Source organism: Enterococcus sp. AMC1623 (assembly GCF_058216495.1).
In genome coordinates this window covers 1,926,174-1,944,163 of sequence record NZ_CM177096.1, presented here as the reverse complement: position 1 = coordinate 1,944,163, position 17,990 = coordinate 1,926,174, and the positions used below count along the sequence as shown (strand labels likewise).

The window sequence follows — 17,990 nt, the reverse complement described above, 5'->3', positions numbered from 1 at the left end:
CCAAATGAACGAGTATATTGAAATTATCCACGCAAAAGAAAACAACTTAAAAAATGTCAGTCTCAAAATTCCCAAAAATAAAATTACTATTTTTACCGGCGTCTCTGGTTCAGGAAAATCATCGATTGTTTTTGATACTATTGCCCAAGAAGCTGGTCGTCAACTGAATGAAACCTATGATAGTTTTACCCGTTTATTTTTACCTAAATACAGTCGTCCAGAGGTTGATGAGATTAATAATCTTTCTACGGCGATTGTGGTCAATCAAAAGAAGATTGGTGGCAGTGCGCGCTCAACGTTAGGGACGATTACTGACATCAATGCGTTATTTCGTGTGTTATTTTCACGTTTTGCAACACCTAGTTTAGGATATGCAAATGCTTATTCATTTAATGATCCTAGTGGAATGTGTTCTGTCTGTCAGGGGATTGGTAAGACGATTGCATTAGATGTTGAAAAAGCAGTCGATCATGAACGTTCCTTAAATGAAGGGGCGATTTTACTTCCAGGATTTACAGTAGGCTCATGGTATTGGAAATTACACGCAGAAACCGGCCTATTTGATCCTGATAAAAAAATTAACAAGTATACACCAGAAGAATATCAGCTCTTAATGTATGCTGATGCACAAAAAATTACAACGGCAGAAACTGGTGATATGAATGTCACGTATGAGGGCATTGTAACGCGTTTTATGCGTACCACTATTCATACTGAAAAGGAAACTAGTAAACGTGCCGCCAAAGTAATTGAAGAATTTACAGTTATGAAAGCTTGTCCATCGTGTGCAGGCAAACGTTACAATTCTGAAGTGCTTGCTTCAACGATTGATGGCTACAATATTCATGATGTGACATCCGTTCAATTAACTGAATTGATTGAGATTTTGAAAGAAATTGATAATGAAACACGTCATCCAATTATTATTGGGATTCAAAAGCGTGTACAAGACTTAGTTGATATTGGTTTGGGGTATATGGATTTATGTCGGGAAACCAACAGTTTATCAGGTGGAGAATCACAACGCGTCAAAATGGTCAAACAATTAGCGAGTAGTTTAACGAATATGATTTATATCTTTGATGAACCGAGTACAGGGTTGCATCCTCGCGATGTCTATCGTTTGAATGAATTATTGCGGAAAATTCGTGATGCAGGTAACACGGTTTTAGTTGTTGAACATGATCCAGATGTAATTCAAATTGCGGACTACATTGTTGATGTAGGTCCCTTTGCCGGTACGCACGGTGGAGAAATCACCTTTACAGGTAGCTATGAAGAATTACTCCAATCAGATACCTTAACTGGAAAATCATTAAAACAATCCCTACCTATCAATGAACAACCAAGGCTGGTAAATGATTATTATGAAAGTCAGTCTAGTTCTTTGCATAATTTAAAAAATGTTCAGCTGCGAGTACCAAAAGGGATTTTCACAGCTATCACTGGTGTGGCGGGTTCAGGTAAAAGTACCCTGGTTAATCAAGTATTTGCGAAAGACTATCCAGATGCCATTCAAATTAATCAAACACCGATCCATACAAATAAACGTTCAAACCCAGCAACATATACTGGAATCATGAATAGCATTCGAAAATCCTTTGCGAAAGCAAGTGGCATGGATGCTGGTTATTTCAGTTACAATTCAAAAGGTGCTTGCCCGGAATGTAACGGAAGTGGAACGATTGAATTAAATCTATCTTTTATGGATAAATCTGAAGTAGAATGTACACACTGTCATGGAAAAAGGTACAATCCTACTGTTTTAGAACATGTCTATCAAGGAAAAAATATTGTTGAAGTAATGGATATGACGATTGAAGAAGCAGTTGTCTTCTTTGATGCGAAAGACATTCAACGCAAATTAAAAAACTTGCAAGAAGTAGGAATTGGTTATCTAACATTAGGGCAACCAATGGATACTTTATCTGGAGGAGAAGCGCAACGTTTGAAATTAGCGAACGAATTAAAGACAAACGGGAATATTTATATTTTAGATGAACCAACAACAGGTTTGCATATGTCTGATGTCAAAAACGTTATCCGGATTATCAATAACTTAGTTGAAAAAGGGAACACAGTGATTGTGATTGAACATAATGTCGATGTGATTCGCAATGCCGATTGGGTCATTGATCTTGGCCCAGACGGCGGCCGTGATGGTGGCGAAATTCTTTTTGAAGGTACTGTTAAAGAGTTGAGAGAATCAACAACGATTACTGGAAAATATGTGTAGATAATCATAAAAAGCATTCAGCAGAAGTTGAATGCTTTTTATTTATTGTTAATGTAAAAAAAAACATTTTTTTTGAAAGCGCTTGACACACTTTTAGTTTAACGTTAAACTATCTTCGAAAACTAAAGTTTAACGTTAAACTAAAATTAGGAGGATGTTTTATGAAGAAAAAAGTCTTAAGTGCTTTATTTTCGATGTTGTTGGTAACGAGTTTGGCTGCATGTTCTTCTGGAGGTGATAAAGCAAGTGGTGGTACAAAAGATGAGAATGCAGATAAAGGTTTGGAAGTTTTAGGTGATACGGTGACATTTGATCCTAACAAACTTGTTAATGATGGAGAGCCGATTACTATTGAATATTGGACTTGGGGAGAGAACGATCCAACATTGAAAATGGCAGAAGCTTATGAAGAAATTTATCCAAATGTGGAAATCAAAGAAGTTATCCAACCATGGGATGATTTTTGGACAAAACTACCACTTTCCTTAAAAGGAAAAAATGGACCTGCTGTTTTCAATATTCATAATTCACAGCATGATTTAATCATGCCATATTTAGAAGCGTATGACATTCCTGTTGAAAATTTACAAGCCGATTTTAATTCTGTGGATCCACATATTATTGATGGTAATGTTTATTATACGGATAGTGTGATTAACACAGGAAATATTTATTACAACAAAAAGCTTTGGGAAGAGGCAGGATTAACAGATAAAGATATCCCTAAAACATGGGAGCAATTTAGAGAGATTGCCAAAAAATTAACTAAAACAGATGGTGATAAAATTGTACAAGCTGGTTTCAACTATAATGGCGAAACATATAATGCATTATATCAAGGAATGAATTATCAAAAAGGTGAATTATTATTTTCTAAAGATGGTAAAGTAGCAAACTATGATAATTCTGTTACCATTGAAAATACTCAATTTTTTGTTGATTTATATGAAAAAGATAAAGTAGGGTCAAAAGACTTCGGTGACGACTCTACTATGAGCTTCGGTAATGGCCAGACAGCGATGGTTTACAAATGGGGTTGGATGGTTGGCGAATTAGAAGCTAAATATCCTGACATTGAGTATGGCGTGTTTGCCACACCAACGCCAACAGAAGAAGTACCATTTGCATATGATCGATTTAATGGTGAAAGCACACCTGGGATTAATAAAAATCAAACAGAAGAACAGCGTGCAATCGCACAAGATTTCATCCGTTTTTGTTTAGCGAACGATGAATATTCAGTCACTGCTGGTTTAACGATGGCTTCTTTCCCAACAAAAAAATCATTAGCAGATAATCCTAGAATTTTAGAAGACCCCGTATTAAGCGTGATTGCACCACGTGTAGAACGTTTAATTTGGCCAGGAGCCTTTCCATCAACCATTGAAACTTCTGCAAAACAAACAATTGAAGATATTCTTTACAATGGTAAGTCAGTTGAAGTAGCTGTCAAAGAAGGACAAGAACGCATGGATAGTGACATGAAGAATTCTGATTTTACTTCGTTAGAAAGTAGTTATCAATTCTTTGATGAAGCTAAATAAAATCGATAGCGCTGATAATTAATTTGTCAGCGCTTTATATAAAGGAGAACAACGAATGGGTAGTAGAAGTCGAGTTAGTTCGAATATTTTTAGACTAAGAAATGTTACGATTCTATTTTTAGTGGGTTATTTTGGTATTTTTGTTATTTATCCTATTTATAAAGCTTTTGCGGGAAGTCTGCATGATTGGAATCCTTTAATAGATCAATATGACTTTGTAGGGTTAGCTAATTTTAAAAATGTTTTAACCAATCAATTATTTTGGAGTTCAATCTCTAACACGTTTATTTTTGCTTTTTTCTCAGTAATCTTTCGTATAATTATTGGTTTAGGGTTAGCTATCTTGCTCTATTCGAAATTAGCAAGATTTAAGACTTTTTTTAGAGGAATGTTTTATATGCCAACAATTACTCCATTGGTAGCAGTATCTTTTGTATGGATGTGGTTATATAATCCCCAATTTGGTTTGATTAACAAAGTATTCCATATAGATATTAATTGGTTGAAAGATTCACATTGGGCACTACCAGCAATTATTATTATGACAATTTGGAAAGATTTTGGTTATGCTACTGTTATTTTTTTAGGTGGTTTAATGGGGCTACCAGAAGATGTATTTGAAGCTGCAGACATGGATGGTGCTTCAAAATGGCAACGCTTTGTAAATATTACATGGCCTTTGTTGAAGCCAACAACCTTATTTGTAACAATTACGTCTTTAATTTCATATTTACAAGCGTATGTGCAAATTTTGATAATGACTGAAGGCGGTCCAGGAACCTCCACGTATGTTATTTCTTATCTAATTTTCGATGAAGCTTTCGTTAAATATAATTTTGGTGTTGCTTCAGCCATGGCAATTATTCTATTTGTAATAATTGGTATTTTGACGGTGATTATGTTTAAAATAACTGGGGAAAGTGAGGGACTTGCTTAATGAATGCAGAACGAATAAAAACGATTTTTTTTAATACAATTCTACTAATTATTGCGTTAATTACTGTCGTTCCGTTTATTTGGATGTTGATTTCTTCTTTTGCACCAAATAGCGAAATAGTGAAAATTGGGGGAAGCTTTTTTCCAACACCATCAACATTTTCTAACTACACAAGCATTCAGGAACGCTTTAATTTTATGCGAATGTTCGCTAACAGCTTAGTTGTTTCTTTAACAGTCACCGTATTGACTATTTATTCAAGTGCTTTAGTTGGTTTTGTCTTTGCAAAATTTAAATTTCGTGGTCGTAATATATTATTTGGGATGGTTTTAAGTTCTATGATGTTACCATGGGCAGTCACCATTATTCCTAAATATGAAATGATGGTTAACTTCGGTTGGTTAGATACTTACAAATCATTAATTATTCCATCTATTGTGAGTGGTTTTGGCATTTTTATGTTTCGTCAATCTATTTCACAAATCTCTGATGAAATGTTAGAAGCTGCCAGAGTTGATGGTGCTTCCGATTTTTTCATTTTTCATCGAATTATTTTACCAATGTCTAGAAACACCATTTCTAGTTTAGCTATTTTTCAGTTCTTGTGGAGTTGGGAAGATTTCTTATGGCCATTCTTAATGATTAATGATGAGAACAAGCAATTAATTTCTGTAGGATTACGTTTATTTAATGGACAATATGGGACAGATTATGGAGGTTTATTTGCGGCCACCTCTATTTCAATTATTCCAGTTATTATTGTGTATATCGTTTTCCAAAAACAATTTATTGCCGGTATTGCGAGTGGTTCAGGGAAATAGAAATTATTACTTAAAAGAAAGGGTGTAGGGTATACTAGAGGTGATTAGATAAAAGGGAGGACAACCTATGAGAGTGACAATTAAGCAAATTGCTGAAGAAGCAAACGTTAGTGTAACAACCGTATCAAATGTCATTAATAAAAGATCTCATCGTGTTTCCAAAGAGAAAATTGCCTTAATAGAAAATATTATTGAAAAGTATAATTACATTCCTAATATGAATGCGCGATCCTTAGTGCAATCTTCTTCTAATTTAATAGGATTGCTTTATTTTTCGGCTATTGATAATGCTGATTTTGTATTTTCTGATCCATTTACCGCAGAAGTTTTGTCTGGAATTGAGGAACAGGCAAAGAATCATGGTTATTTTGTATTGGTGCATAATGTTAATTCAGCAGAAGATGTTAAAACTATTCAGAGAAATTGGCGTTTTGAGGGGTTCATTGTTGTTGGTGTACGTGTAAAAGAATTTTTGGAATTAAATAACGTTTTTGATGGCCCTGTTGTTTATATTGATACGCATCTTTCAAAAGAAACATTAAGGGAACTTGAACAACAAACGAATCGTTTATTTGTAAATACAAATGATTATCAAGCTAGTACATTGGCAGTGGAACATTTGATTCATTATGGTCATGAGAAAATAGCGTTTCTTTCTTTTGACTACATTGTGGGTGAACCAAGTGTTATTCAAGAACGACATCAAGCTTATATCGATACATTAAAGAAATATCATTTAATCTTTAAATCGCATTGGATATATAACAACTCTGAATTTGAGCGAATTTATCAAGAATTAGCTGAATTTACTGCAATTGTTGTTACTGGAGATTATTTAGCGGCTAAATTAGTAAAATTTTTAAAAAATAAGAATAAACGAGTGATGGAACAATTATCGATTATTGGATTTGATGATATTACTTTTGCAGAATTAATGGACCCAGCGTTGACAACAATACGACTAAATCCAGGTAACAAGGGGGCGATTGCTTTTCACCAACTGATTGGACTGGCCAAACAAGAAGAAATAAAAAATCAAGTACTACTATTAGAGGGAGAATTGATTTCTCGAGACTCTGTTCACAAAATCAAATAAAAAAGCTCTGTGAAATAAGTATAGTTAACAATAAAATATCCGAACGATAGAGAGAATGGTCTGTGATCTAGCAGTTCCTCGTCGCAAATTCACTAGAATTAGCGTTACTTACTCCAAATTGTTCGGATATTTTTTCTTGTTTTTAATTATGTTACAGTGCCTATTTTTAACGAAATTTGCTTATTTTCAAAATGTATGATTATATTTTAGTAAACACTTTCAAATATGAAAAGAGGAGCTATTATGGTAGGAATTAGGGATGTTGCAAAACGGGCGGGTGTGTCCATTGCAACAGTATCGCGTGTGCTAAATGAGGATCCGACACTTTCAGTAACCGATGAAACCAAACGAAAGATTGCAGAATCGGTTAATTTTTATCATTATGTCAAAAAAAGTCCCGTTGCAAAAAATTTAACGAATATTGCATTGATAACGACGGTTTCTGAAGTAGATGAATTGGAAGATCCCTATTTTCGAACGATTCGCAGAGGAATTCAAGTCGAAGCAGAACAAAGCAAAGTCAATTTGAAAAAAATTATTCGTTTATCAGAAACACCATTGGAGCAAGACGATTTGTTAAAATGTCAAGGTGTGTTGATTATTGGGCAGGTATTATCTTCTGTGATTGAAGAAGTGTCGGCAATTAATTCGAATGTCGTAGTGATTGACGATCCTAGTATTGAAGCTGAAGTAGATGCAGTGTACACCGATTTAACGAAAGCAACGAATCAGCATTTAGATCGGTTGTATAAAAAAGGTCACCGAAACATTGCGTTTATTGGAGGAGGACGTGTCCGTTTAGATAGCCAAGGAAATAAACACGTGTCAGATGATGATTATCGAAAAATAGCCTATGAGACGTGGATGAAACAAAAAGGATTAGAAAAATATAGTCAAATTTATTTAGAAGGCTGGACCACACTTGACGGAATGCAGGCAGCAGATTTACTTTTGAAAAAACATGCTCAAGATAAGTTGCCGACTGCTATCATGGTAGGAAATGATCCTATTGCTGTGGGTGTTTATCGTTCACTTCAAAAAAATGGCCTACATATTCCAGAAGATATTTCGATTGTGAGTTTTGATAATATTGAAGTTGCCGAATTTTTAACACCTGCATTAAATACGGTGAATGTGAATACAGAAGAAATTGGAAAACTAGCAGTTCGCATGGTTAATGAACGAATAAAAGAAGTTAGAAAAGTTTCGATTCAAGTGATTGTTTCTAATAATATTATTGTTAGAGAAAGTGAAAAAAATATCGATTAAAAAAGTAAACATCCAAAAAATTGGGTGTTTACTTTTTTTGTTTACTAATATTTTTAGTAAAAAATATTGACAAAACATTAAGTAAACAGTTATAGTGTTGTTAACAAAAAGAAAACGCATTCAAAACAGGAGGAATTAAGATGAAACATTTCAAAAAAATAGCTTTAACAGGGTTAGCTGTTTTAACTGGGACATTACTCGCGGCATGTGGTGGGGGAGATAGCAATTCTAAAGACGGGCAAGTAACTTTAAGCTATGCGAGTTGGGATACTGACCAAGCTCCAGGATTAAGAAAAATGTTAGATGAATTTGAAAAACAAAATCCTGATATCAAAGTAGAAATGGAGACAACGCCTTGGGATCAATATTGGGTTAAATTAGAAGCTGCAACAACGGGAGGTAATATGCCAGATGTAGTAACCATGCACTCTAGCGAATCCTATAAATATATGTCACAGAATGCTTTGATGGGACTTGATGATGTTATCAAAGAAAATGATATTGACATGGGAAACTTTACTGAAGGAATTGCTGATTTCTATACACTTGAAGACGAACTATACGCAATCCCTAAAGATGCTTCTGTAGTGGGACTATGGTACAACAAAGAATTATTTGATAACGCAGGTGTTGATTATCCAGATGAAACATGGACATGGGAAACACTCAGACAAGCTGCAATTGATTTAACAGATGAATCAAAAGGCATCTATGGTTTTGCATCACATATTGGGACAGAGACTGGTTACTGGCCATTTATTTATCAAAATGGGGGAGAAGTATTTGCTGATGACAATACAAAATCAGGTTTGAATACCCCAGAAGCACAAGAAGCTTTAGCTTTTTATCGAGATATTGCACTTGTGGATCATGCTTCACCAACAATTACAGAATTACAAGACCCTGATAAGTTAAGTCGTTTTCAATCAGGTAGATTAGCAATGATGATTGAAGGAAACTGGTTTGCACCGGGATTTTTGAAAAATGACTATCTAGTTGAAAATGCTGCTTCTGCCGTGTTACCTAAGGGAAAAGTTAATGCAACAATTACAAATGGACTTGGTTGGGCTGCCAGTGCGAATACAAAACACCCAGAAGAAGTGAAAAAACTAATGGCATTTTTAGCTAGTGAGGACGCCAATAAAATCCAAGCGGAAACGGGTGCATCAATCCCAGCACTAAAAGGCTTTGAAGACGAGTGGGCTGCTTCTTCAGATACAATTGATTTGAGTGCTTTTGGAAAAATGTTGGAGTATGGAGTCCCTCGTCCATACAATAAAGATGGATTACGAGCTGAACAAGCAGAAGTTCAAATTATCAACCGTATTCTTTCTGGTGAAGTAACTGTTGAAGATGGAACCGCTCAAATTGAAAAAGAAGTCAATGCGATATTGAGCGGAAATTAAATTAGTTAATTATACAATATACAGGCGAAAGGATTCTATTTCGTCTGTATATTAATGGATGAATACCAAAAAGGGGGATATTATGAAAAATCGAATTTTTGGAAAATATCGTAAAGATCAAGTGATATGGGGCTATATTTTTATTTTTCCAACGGCATTAGGATTAATTTTATTAAATATATGGCCAGCAATTCAAACAGCAATTTTAAGTTTTCAAAAAACAGTGGGGTTCGGTGATACTGAATGGGTCGGATTAAGAAATTACCAAAAAATGTTTGCAGACGGTGAAGTTTTTCAGTCTTTATTAAACACGTTAATTTATGCAGTGGTTTCGATACCTAGTATTGTTGTATTGTCCTTATTGGTGGCAGTTTTAATGAATAGAAAAGTTAAGGGATTGTCGATTTATCGGACAATTTATTTTCTACCAGTCGTTGCTGCACCATCCGCAGTCGCAATGATTTGGCGCTGGATGTTCAATAATGATTATGGACTGATTAATAACATGTTGGCTAAAATAGGTCTCGATGGACCAGCATGGTTAACGGATCCATCGATTGCGATTTATTCTATTATCATTGTAGGAGTTTGGAGTGCTATTGGTTATAACATGGTGTTATTACTAGCCGGCTTACAAGAAATTCCTAAAGACTATTATGAAGCAGCAGAGATTGATGGTGCTAGTCCAATCCAGCAGTTTTTCAACATTACGTTACCATTAGTTACACCAACATTATTTTTTGTAGTTGTAACAACAGTTATCAATGCTTTCCAAGTATTTGATGTTATTTTTATGATGATTACTCCTAATAGTACCGCCATGTTTAAATCACAATCATTAGCCTATTTATTCTATAAACATTCATTTATTTTAAATGACAAGGGATATGGTTCGGCAATCGTTATGTTCCTTTTAGTGATTATATTAATTATTACTGCAATTCAAATGAAGTTGCAGAAAAAGTGGGTAAACTATTAAGGAGGCTATCAAATTATGAAAAACAAATTTTTTTCAAATGCGCCAATCCATATCATGCTTATTTTAGGTGGTATTGCAATGGCATTACCTTTTATTTGGATGATTTTAACTTCAGGGAAAACGTTGGTTGAATCTACCCAAATTCCACCTACAATTTTCCCTGAGAAATTTCAGCTAAGTAACTATCAACAAGTACTTGATTTATTACCATTCATGGCTTTTTATATCAATACATTTTTAATGGTTGTTGGACGAGTGATTGGCTCGGTTTTATTTTCAGCAATGGCTGCATATGCTTGTGCGCGTTTAAATTTTCCAGGGAAAAATATCTTTTTCAGCTTAGTACTTATTCAAATGATGATTCCCGGTTCAATTTTTATTACTCCGCAGTATTTATTAGCACAAAAATTGGGTATTTTAAATACAATTCCAGCGTTAATATTACCAGGGGTAGTTAGTGCGTTTGGTACGTTTTTATTAAGACAATTTTTCTTAGGTTTACCTGATGAATTGGAGGAAGCGGCCTATTTAGAAGGTGCTAATATTTGGACGATCTTTTTCAAAATTATGTTGCCGCTTGCTAAATCAGGATTGGTTGCACTTGGAATATTCACAGCGTTGTTTGCATTTAAAGATTTAATGTGGCCATTGATTGTCAATACTTCAATTGATAAGATGCCTTTAGCTTCAGGTTTAGCAAACTTACAAGGACAATATGCCACGAACTTCCCACAATTAATGGCAGGTTCGTTATTAGCAATTTGGCCAATGGTTGTGATATTCATCGTTTTCCAAAGAAAATTCATTGAAGGAATTGCTACAACAGGTGGTAAATTATAAAACTATTAATTAGTGATTGGAGAGTAACTACATGACAAAAATTACATTTATTGGTGCAGGAAGTACTATTTTTGCAAAAAACGTATTAGGCGATGCGATGTTAACCCCAAGTCTACAAGATGCACATATTGCATTGTACGATATTGATGAAAAACGACTAAAAGAATCAGAATTAATGCTTAAAAATATTAATAAAAATTCGAATGAAAATCGTGCTGATATTGTTTCTTATCCTGATCGCAAAGAAGCGTTAAGAGAGGCTGATTTTGTTATTAATGCTATTCAAGTGGGTGGTTATAAACCGTCAACAGTGATTGATTTTGATATTCCTAAAAAATATGGGTTGCGACAAACTATTGGTGATACCATGGGAATTGGTGGGATTTTTAGAACCCTACGGACACTACCAGTAATGTTAGACTTTGCTAAAGAAATGGAAGAAGTTTGTCCAAATGCTTGGTTATTGAACTATACAAATCCGATGGCAATGTTAACCATGGGTGTTTTAAAAGCGACGAGTATTAAGACTGTTGGTTTATGTCATAGCGTTCAAGTATGCGTACCAGAATTGTTTGAGCATTTAGGAATAGCCGATCAATATGACTTAAATGACTTTCAATGGAAAATTGCAGGCATTAATCATATGGCATTCTTGTTGGAAATTACAAAAAATGGGGAAGATTTCTATCCAACAATTCGTCAGTTAGCTGCAGAAAAACCAAATCCACATCCAGATTCTGTACGTTTTGAATTGTTGAAACGTTTTGGTTACTATATTACAGAATCAAGTGAACACAATGCAGAATACCATCCATACTTTATTAAATCAAAATACCCAGAATTGATTGACGAATTAGGGATTCCGTTGGATGAATACTTACGTCGTTGTGAACAACAAATTAATGATTGGGAAAGCATGCGAGAGGACATTGTAAATAATGGGGAGTTAACACATACGAGAAGTCGTGAATATGCTTCATATATCATGGATTCTATTACGACAGGAACTCCGTCAGTGATTGCAGGAAATGTCTTAAATAAAGGCTTAATCACAAACTTACCGACAGATGTTTGTGTGGAAGTACCTTGTTTAGTCGATAAAAATGGCGTGCAACCAACCTATGTCGGTGAATTGCCAACACAATTAGCTGCTTTAAATCGGACGAATATCAATGTTCAAGAACTGACAGTAGAAGCCGCTTTAACACTAGATAAATCAAAAATTTATCAAGCAGCGTATTTAGATCCACATCTATCATCTGAATTGTCTTTAACAGATATCAAAAATTTAGTGGATGATTTAATCGAAGCACATGGGGACTATTTACCTGAATATAATTAAAAAGAAGCTGAAAGAGTAAGGAATTGAAAATTCCTTACTCTTTTTTTAGTTAAATTTAGTAAAAATATTGACAAAACACTTAGTGAACAGTTACATTAGTGTTAACAGAAAGAAAACGCATTCGAATTATATAAGGAGGAGCATGAAATGAAGTGGTCTAAAAAAATCATTTTAGCTTGTATAGCACTAGGAGCAACAATCTCTTTGACTGCTTGTGGAAAAAATCAGGAAGATGCAAGCGGTAAGGTAGAAATAGAGTTTTTTAATCAAAAAAAAGAAATGACTCAAACGATTCAGGAGATTGCTAAAGATTTTGAAGCAAAAAACCCTGATATTCATGTAAAAGTTGTGGATGTACCGAATGCTGGTGAAGTAATTAAAACACGTATGTTAGCAGGCGATGTACCAGATGTCATTAATCTTTATCCTCAAAGTATAGAATTGAAAGAATGGGCGAAAGCTGGTTATTTAGAGGACTTAACCGAAGAACCGTATTTAGAGAATATCAAAAATGGGTATGCACAACGTTTTGCTATTGAGGATCGTGTATATAGCATACCATTAACCGCTAATGTCTATGGTTTTTACTATAACAAAACTGCTTTTGAGGAAATGGGGATTCAAGCACCAGAAACTTGGGCAGAATTTGAAAAAATAGTAGCTGAGATTAAAGATCAAAACAAAGTACCATTTGCGATTGCAGGATCAGAAGGCTGGACTTTAAATGGTTATCACCAACTAGCTTTAGCGACTGCTGCGGGTGGTGAAGAGGAAGCGAACAATGTTTGGCGTTTCTCAGAAGTTAATGGAATTAATGCTGAAAGCAAAGAAATGCAAAAAGATTTTAATCGATTAGATTTGTTAAGAGAACCAAAAACTTTGCAAAACAACTGGCAAGGTGCCGGTTATAACGATACAGTAGTTACTTTTACAAAAGGTGATGCGTTGATTATGCCGAATGGTTCATGGGCAATGCCGATGATTAATTCACAAAATCCAGATTTTGAAGTAGGAACTTTTCCTTTTCCAGCAGATGAAGCAGGTCAAAGTCTAACGATTGGCGCAGGAGACCTAGCCTTGTCAGTTTCTGCAACTTCTCAACATAAAGAAGAAGCCAAACGTTTTGTAGAATATATGACAACGCCTGAAGCGATGCAGAAATATTATGATGTAGATGGCGCACCGTGTGCTGTTGAGGGTGTTATCGAGAATACTCAAGATTCACCATTAAGTGGTTTAACTGAACTTGCTTTTACTGATCGTCATTTAGTTTGGCTAGCCAAAGATTGGAATAGTGAAAATGATTTTTATACCTTAACAACAAATTATTTACACAATGGCAATCAAAAAGCCATGATTAACGCATTAAATGCTTTCTTTAATCCAATGAAAGCTGACGGAAGGTAGGAAAATAAAATGAAAATAAAAGAAATTTTAAATCGTTACTGGGCAATCATTTTTGTAGCAATTCCAATTATTTTGCAGATGATTTTTTTCTACTTTCCAATGGTTCAAGGTGCTTTTTACAGTTTAACTAATTGGACTGGTCTGACTTATAATTTTGATTTTGTGGGTTTGAACAATTATAAGATTCTTTTTTCTGATCCGAAGTTTATCAAATCGATTGGCTTCACTTTAATTGTGACGCTTTGCATGATTGCTGGACAAATTGGTTTTGGTATTTTGATTGCGCGGGCGTTGAACGCAAATATTAAAGGGAAAACATTCTTTAGAGCATGGTTCTTTTTTCCAGCGGTCTTGTCGGGCGTGGTTGTTTCTTTAGTATTTAAACAAATTTTTAACTATGGTTTACCAAAAATTGGTAGTATGTTAGGCATTGAATTTTTACAAACCAGTCTTTTAGGAACAACATGGGGAGCGATTTTTGCAGTAATTTTTGTTTTACTTTGGCAAGGAATTGCCATGCCAGTCATCATTTTCTTAGCGGGTTTTCAAAGTATTCCACAAGAAATTATTGAAGCTGCTAGAATGGATGGGGCGAATGATAAGCAAATTTTTTGGAATATTGAAATCACCTACTTATTACCAAGTATTTCAATGGTATTTATTATGGCATTAAAAGGCGGTTTAACAGCATTTGATCAAATTTTTGCTTTAACTGGTGGTGGACCAAGTGATGCCACAACATCTTTGGGGTTACTTGTTTATAATTACGCTTTTAAAAACAATCAGTTTGGGTATGCGAATGCTATTGCTTTAGTCTTATTTATCCTAATTGGGATTGTTTCACTGGCACAATTAAAATTATCGAAAAAATTTGAAATCTAGGAGGTTTCCCAATGAAAACATCAAAAGAAAAAAATATTTCTAAATACTTGCTTTTATTATTAGGGGGCTTCATGATTTTAGTTCCTTTAGTCTCAACGCTATTCGGTTCTTTTAAAACAACACCTGATATTATGAATAATTTCTTTCGTTTTCCTAATCCAGCGACTTTGGAAAATTTCCGAAGATTGTTAACGGATGGAATTGGTCATTACTTCTGGAATTCGGCAATCATCACGATCATTGCAGTAATTGCTGTGACAGCAATTATTCCTATGGCTGCTTATTCACTAGCAAGAAAAATGACTCGTGGGAAAGCATACGGATTGATGTATCTATTTTTAATTTTAGGAATTTTTGTTCCTTTCCAAGTAATTATGATTCCAATTACCGTTATGATGAGTAAAATTGGTTTAGCAAATATGTGGGGATTAATCTTACTATATCTCACTTATGCCGTACCACAGACGCTATTTTTATATGTTGGTTTTATTAAACTAAATGTGCCTATCAGTCTGGATGAGGCTGCTGAAATTGATGGGGCTAGTCACTTTACAACTTATTTCAAAATTGTTTTCCCAATGTTAAAACCAATGCATGCTACGACTATTATTCTTAATGCTTTATGGTTTTGGAATGATTTCATGCTACCATTATTAATTTTAAATCGTGATTCTAATATGTGGACACTACCATTGTTTCAATATAATTATACGGGACAATATTTTAACGACTATGGTCCAAGTTTTGCTTCCTATACAGTAGGAATTGTCACGATTACACTAGTTTATCTTGCTTTCCAAAGAAGTATTATAGCTGGAATGAGCAATGGAGCAGTGAAATAACCAATAAATTATTCTCATTATAAAGGAGTTCATAAACTTATGATTATATTTGACAATCACACACAAACATTTCATTTACAAAATAAAAAAATTAGCTATCTATTAGGAATCGAAGAAAATAATTATTTAACGCATCTTTATTTTGGAAAAAAGATTACGCACTATTCTGGTGGGTATCGCTATCCCCGAACAGATCGTTCCTTCTCACCCAACAATGCAAATGCGCAAGATCGTTTATTATCTTTAGATACATTACCATTAGAATTTCCAGGATATGGACACGGCGATTTTAGAGAACCGGCGCATAATATTAAATTAGTAAACGGTAGTCGTGTAAATGATTTTCGTTATGACAGCTACGAAATTCAAAAAGGAAAGCCCAGCTTAGCGGGATTACCAGCCTTATATACGGAAGATGATGATGAAGCTGAAACGCTGATTATTCAATTGAAAGACGCGATTAGTGGATTGACTTTACAGTTGTTCTACACAATTTATCAAAATCACAGTGCAATTATTCGTTCTACGCAATTAGTAAATAATAGTGATGAAACAGTGGAGATTAATCGCTTAGCTAGTCAATCAATTGATTTTTCAAATCGTCCACTCGAGTTAATTCATTTAAATGGTACCTGGGCAAGAGAACGTCAAATGACTAGAGAAAAAATTCATACAGGGATGAAAGTATTAGATAGTAAACGCGGGTCAAGCAGCCATCAACAAAATCCGTTTGTTGCTTTAGTAGATGCCAAAACAGATGAATTTCAAGGAGAGGCATATGGATTTAATTTAGTTTATAGCGGTAATCACGAAACGGTGATTCAAAAAGATCCATTTGACCAAACACGGGTCATTATGGGAATTAATTCATTTAATTTTGGTTGGCAACTAAAAACTGGCGACACATTTCAAACGCCAGAAGTCGTGATGGTTTATAGTAATGAAGGTCTAAATGCGTTATCACATACGTATCATGAATTGTATAATCACCGTTTAATTCGTGGAAACTATCGTTTACAAGAACGTCCCACGTTAATCAACAACTGGGAAGCAACGTATTTTGATTTTAACGAAGAAAAAATCATGAATATTGTCGATGATGCGAAAAACTTGGGCATTGAAATGTTTGTTTTAGATGATGGTTGGTTTGGCGGTCGTGAAAATGACTTCACTTCATTAGGTGATTGGGTTGAAACAGAAGGCAAACTTGCTTGTGGTTTGGAAAATTTAGCCAAGCAAGTGCATGATAAAGGGATGAAATTTGGGATTTGGTTTGAACCGGAAATGATTTCTGAAGATAGTGAACTATTTCGAGCACATCCAGATTGGTCATTGGGCATTCCAGGTCGTGACCGCTCAATTAGTCGAAATCAATATGTCCTTGATTTTTCAAGACAAGATGTTCGTGATAATATCTATCAACAAATGACGGCGATTTTTGATCGTGTACCGATTGATTATGTGAAGTGGGATATGAATCGAAATATGACAGAAGTCTATTCTGTCTTGTTGGACTCAACGATGCAAGGTGAAGTGGCTCATCGTTATATGTTAGGGTTATATGAATTTTTAGAAAAATTAACAACGAATTATCCAACTATTTTATTTGAAAGTTGTTCGGGTGGAGGCGGTCGTTTTGATGCAGGTTTCTTGTATTACATGCCACAAACTTGGACGAGCGACAATACTGATGCCGTGGCTCGTCTGAAAATTCAATATGGAACCAGCTTAGTGTATCCAATTTCAAGTATGGGTGCGCATGTTTCAGCAGTCCCAAATCATCAAACAGGAAGAGAAACGAGTTTAACTATTCGTGGCAATGCTGCGATGGCTGGTGTTTTTGGTTATGAGCTAGATTTAACGCAATTAACTTCTGAAGAAAAAGCAGAAATTAAAGAACAAGTTGTCTTTTATAAAAAACATCGTCAACTTTTGCAATATGGAACTTTTTATCGCTTGGAAAGTCCGTTTGAAGGTAATGATACTGCATGGATGTTTGTCTCAAAAGACCAAACAGAAGCCATGGTCTTTTATTTCCGAGTATTAGCAGAAGCTGCGCATCCATTAGTCACATTGAAATTAGCAGGATTAGCAGAAGAAGCAACTTATCAAATGGAAGATGTAACATTTGCTGGCGATGAATTGATGAATCTCGGTTTTTATATTGATTCAGAACTACATGGTGATTATGCGACACAACGCTTTTATTTGAAACAGATATAGTAGCTAAAAAAGGAAAGTCCAGTACTCAAGAAGTGCGTGCTGGACTTTTTAGCAATAGAATTATTTTTGATGAAAAAAAATCAAATGATGATTGACTTACTAAAATTAATATGATATATTCTTGATTGAAATCGATATCAGAAAACGTTATCATAAGGAGGGAGAG

The 17,990-nt window shown here is 34.7% G+C and carries 14 protein-coding genes; all 14 read left to right on the top strand.

Going from position 1 to position 17,990, the window contains the following annotated elements; all coding sequences use genetic code 11:
- The first annotated feature begins 4 nt into the window (after positions 1-4).
- The 14 genes from AC4BC7_RS09470 (at position 5) to AC4BC7_RS09405 (ending at position 17,824) form a co-directional block, all read left to right on the top strand.
- Complete coding sequence (locus tag AC4BC7_RS09470) at positions 5-2,236, top strand: ATP-binding cassette domain-containing protein (protein WP_490502720.1); 2,232 nt, start codon at positions 5-7, stop codon at positions 2,234-2,236.
- Between the two features lie 161 nt (positions 2,237-2,397).
- Positions 2,398-3,780, top strand: a complete 1,383-nt coding sequence (locus tag AC4BC7_RS09465) for an extracellular solute-binding protein (RefSeq protein ID WP_490502719.1) — start codon at positions 2,398-2,400, stop codon at positions 3,778-3,780.
- Between the two features lie 55 nt (positions 3,781-3,835).
- The gene (locus AC4BC7_RS09460; protein ID WP_490502718.1) at positions 3,836-4,717 is read left to right on the top strand and encodes a carbohydrate ABC transporter permease; all 882 of its coding nucleotides are present in this window, start codon (positions 3,836-3,838) and stop codon (positions 4,715-4,717) included.
- Positions 4,717-5,538, top strand: coding sequence for a carbohydrate ABC transporter permease (locus tag AC4BC7_RS09455; protein ID WP_207942485.1), 822 nt, complete (start codon positions 4,717-4,719; stop codon positions 5,536-5,538). Before AC4BC7_RS09460 ends, AC4BC7_RS09455 begins: the two co-directional genes overlap by 1 nt.
- 67 nt (positions 5,539-5,605) lie before the next feature.
- Complete coding sequence (locus AC4BC7_RS09450) at positions 5,606-6,634, top strand: LacI family DNA-binding transcriptional regulator (protein ID WP_490502717.1); 1,029 nt, start codon at positions 5,606-5,608, stop codon at positions 6,632-6,634.
- A 243-nt stretch (positions 6,635-6,877) separates the two neighbouring features.
- Positions 6,878-7,903 (top strand): LacI family DNA-binding transcriptional regulator, encoded by a 1,026-nt coding sequence (locus AC4BC7_RS09445; protein ID WP_490502716.1) that lies wholly within the window; start codon positions 6,878-6,880, stop codon positions 7,901-7,903.
- A gap of 140 nt (positions 7,904-8,043) precedes the next feature.
- The gene (locus tag AC4BC7_RS09440; RefSeq protein WP_207942482.1) at positions 8,044-9,309 is read left to right on the top strand and encodes an extracellular solute-binding protein; all 1,266 of its coding nucleotides are present in this window, start codon (positions 8,044-8,046) and stop codon (positions 9,307-9,309) included.
- Between the two features lie 82 nt (positions 9,310-9,391).
- Complete coding sequence (locus AC4BC7_RS09435; RefSeq protein WP_060792734.1) at positions 9,392-10,288, top strand: carbohydrate ABC transporter permease; 897 nt, start codon at positions 9,392-9,394, stop codon at positions 10,286-10,288.
- Positions 10,289-10,303: 15 nt separating this feature from the next.
- Positions 10,304-11,128, top strand: coding sequence for a carbohydrate ABC transporter permease (locus tag AC4BC7_RS09430; protein ID WP_207942481.1), 825 nt, complete (start codon positions 10,304-10,306; stop codon positions 11,126-11,128).
- Between the two features lie 31 nt (positions 11,129-11,159).
- Positions 11,160-12,470, top strand: a complete 1,311-nt coding sequence (locus tag AC4BC7_RS09425; protein WP_207942480.1) for an alpha-glucosidase/alpha-galactosidase — start codon at positions 11,160-11,162, stop codon at positions 12,468-12,470.
- Positions 12,471-12,617: 147 nt separating this feature from the next.
- Complete coding sequence (locus AC4BC7_RS09420) at positions 12,618-13,877, top strand: extracellular solute-binding protein (protein WP_490502715.1); 1,260 nt, start codon at positions 12,618-12,620, stop codon at positions 13,875-13,877.
- 9 nt (positions 13,878-13,886) lie between these two features.
- Positions 13,887-14,759: a carbohydrate ABC transporter permease gene (locus AC4BC7_RS09415; RefSeq protein WP_002290370.1), complete on the top strand. Its 873-nt coding sequence runs from the start codon at positions 13,887-13,889 to the stop codon at positions 14,757-14,759.
- Positions 14,760-14,770: 11 nt separating this feature from the next.
- The gene (locus AC4BC7_RS09410) at positions 14,771-15,601 is read left to right on the top strand and encodes a carbohydrate ABC transporter permease (protein WP_490502714.1); all 831 of its coding nucleotides are present in this window, start codon (positions 14,771-14,773) and stop codon (positions 15,599-15,601) included.
- A 39-nt stretch (positions 15,602-15,640) separates the two neighbouring features.
- Complete coding sequence (locus AC4BC7_RS09405) at positions 15,641-17,824, top strand: alpha-galactosidase (protein WP_490502713.1); 2,184 nt, start codon at positions 15,641-15,643, stop codon at positions 17,822-17,824.
- Positions 17,825-17,990: the final 166 nt, after the last annotated feature.

Excerpts from the sequence above, each read along its gene's own strand:
- AC4BC7_RS09425 (WP_207942480.1), top strand. The coding sequence starts at position 11,160 with ATGACAAAAATTACATTTATTGGTGCAGGAAGTACTATTTTTGCAAAA.
- AC4BC7_RS09435 (WP_060792734.1), top strand. The coding sequence starts at position 9,392 with ATGAAAAATCGAATTTTTGGAAAATATCGTAAAGATCAAGTGATATGG.
- AC4BC7_RS09405 (WP_490502713.1), top strand. The coding sequence starts at position 15,641 with ATGATTATATTTGACAATCACACACAAACATTTCATTTACAAAATAAA.
- AC4BC7_RS09420 (WP_490502715.1), top strand. The coding sequence starts at position 12,618 with ATGAAGTGGTCTAAAAAAATCATTTTAGCTTGTATAGCACTAGGAGCA.
- AC4BC7_RS09415 (WP_002290370.1), top strand. The coding sequence starts at position 13,887 with ATGAAAATAAAAGAAATTTTAAATCGTTACTGGGCAATCATTTTTGTA.
- AC4BC7_RS09430 (WP_207942481.1), top strand. The coding sequence starts at position 10,304 with ATGAAAAACAAATTTTTTTCAAATGCGCCAATCCATATCATGCTTATT.
- AC4BC7_RS09465 (WP_490502719.1), top strand. The coding sequence starts at position 2,398 with ATGAAGAAAAAAGTCTTAAGTGCTTTATTTTCGATGTTGTTGGTAACG.
- AC4BC7_RS09470 (WP_490502720.1), top strand. The coding sequence starts at position 5 with ATGAACGAGTATATTGAAATTATCCACGCAAAAGAAAACAACTTAAAA.
- AC4BC7_RS09460 (WP_490502718.1), top strand. The coding sequence starts at position 3,836 with ATGGGTAGTAGAAGTCGAGTTAGTTCGAATATTTTTAGACTAAGAAAT.
- AC4BC7_RS09445 (WP_490502716.1), top strand. The coding sequence starts at position 6,878 with ATGGTAGGAATTAGGGATGTTGCAAAACGGGCGGGTGTGTCCATTGCA.
- AC4BC7_RS09450 (WP_490502717.1), top strand. The coding sequence starts at position 5,606 with ATGAGAGTGACAATTAAGCAAATTGCTGAAGAAGCAAACGTTAGTGTA.
- AC4BC7_RS09410 (WP_490502714.1), top strand. The coding sequence starts at position 14,771 with ATGAAAACATCAAAAGAAAAAAATATTTCTAAATACTTGCTTTTATTA.
- AC4BC7_RS09440 (WP_207942482.1), top strand. The coding sequence starts at position 8,044 with ATGAAACATTTCAAAAAAATAGCTTTAACAGGGTTAGCTGTTTTAACT.
- AC4BC7_RS09455 (WP_207942485.1), top strand. The coding sequence starts at position 4,717 with ATGAATGCAGAACGAATAAAAACGATTTTTTTTAATACAATTCTACTA.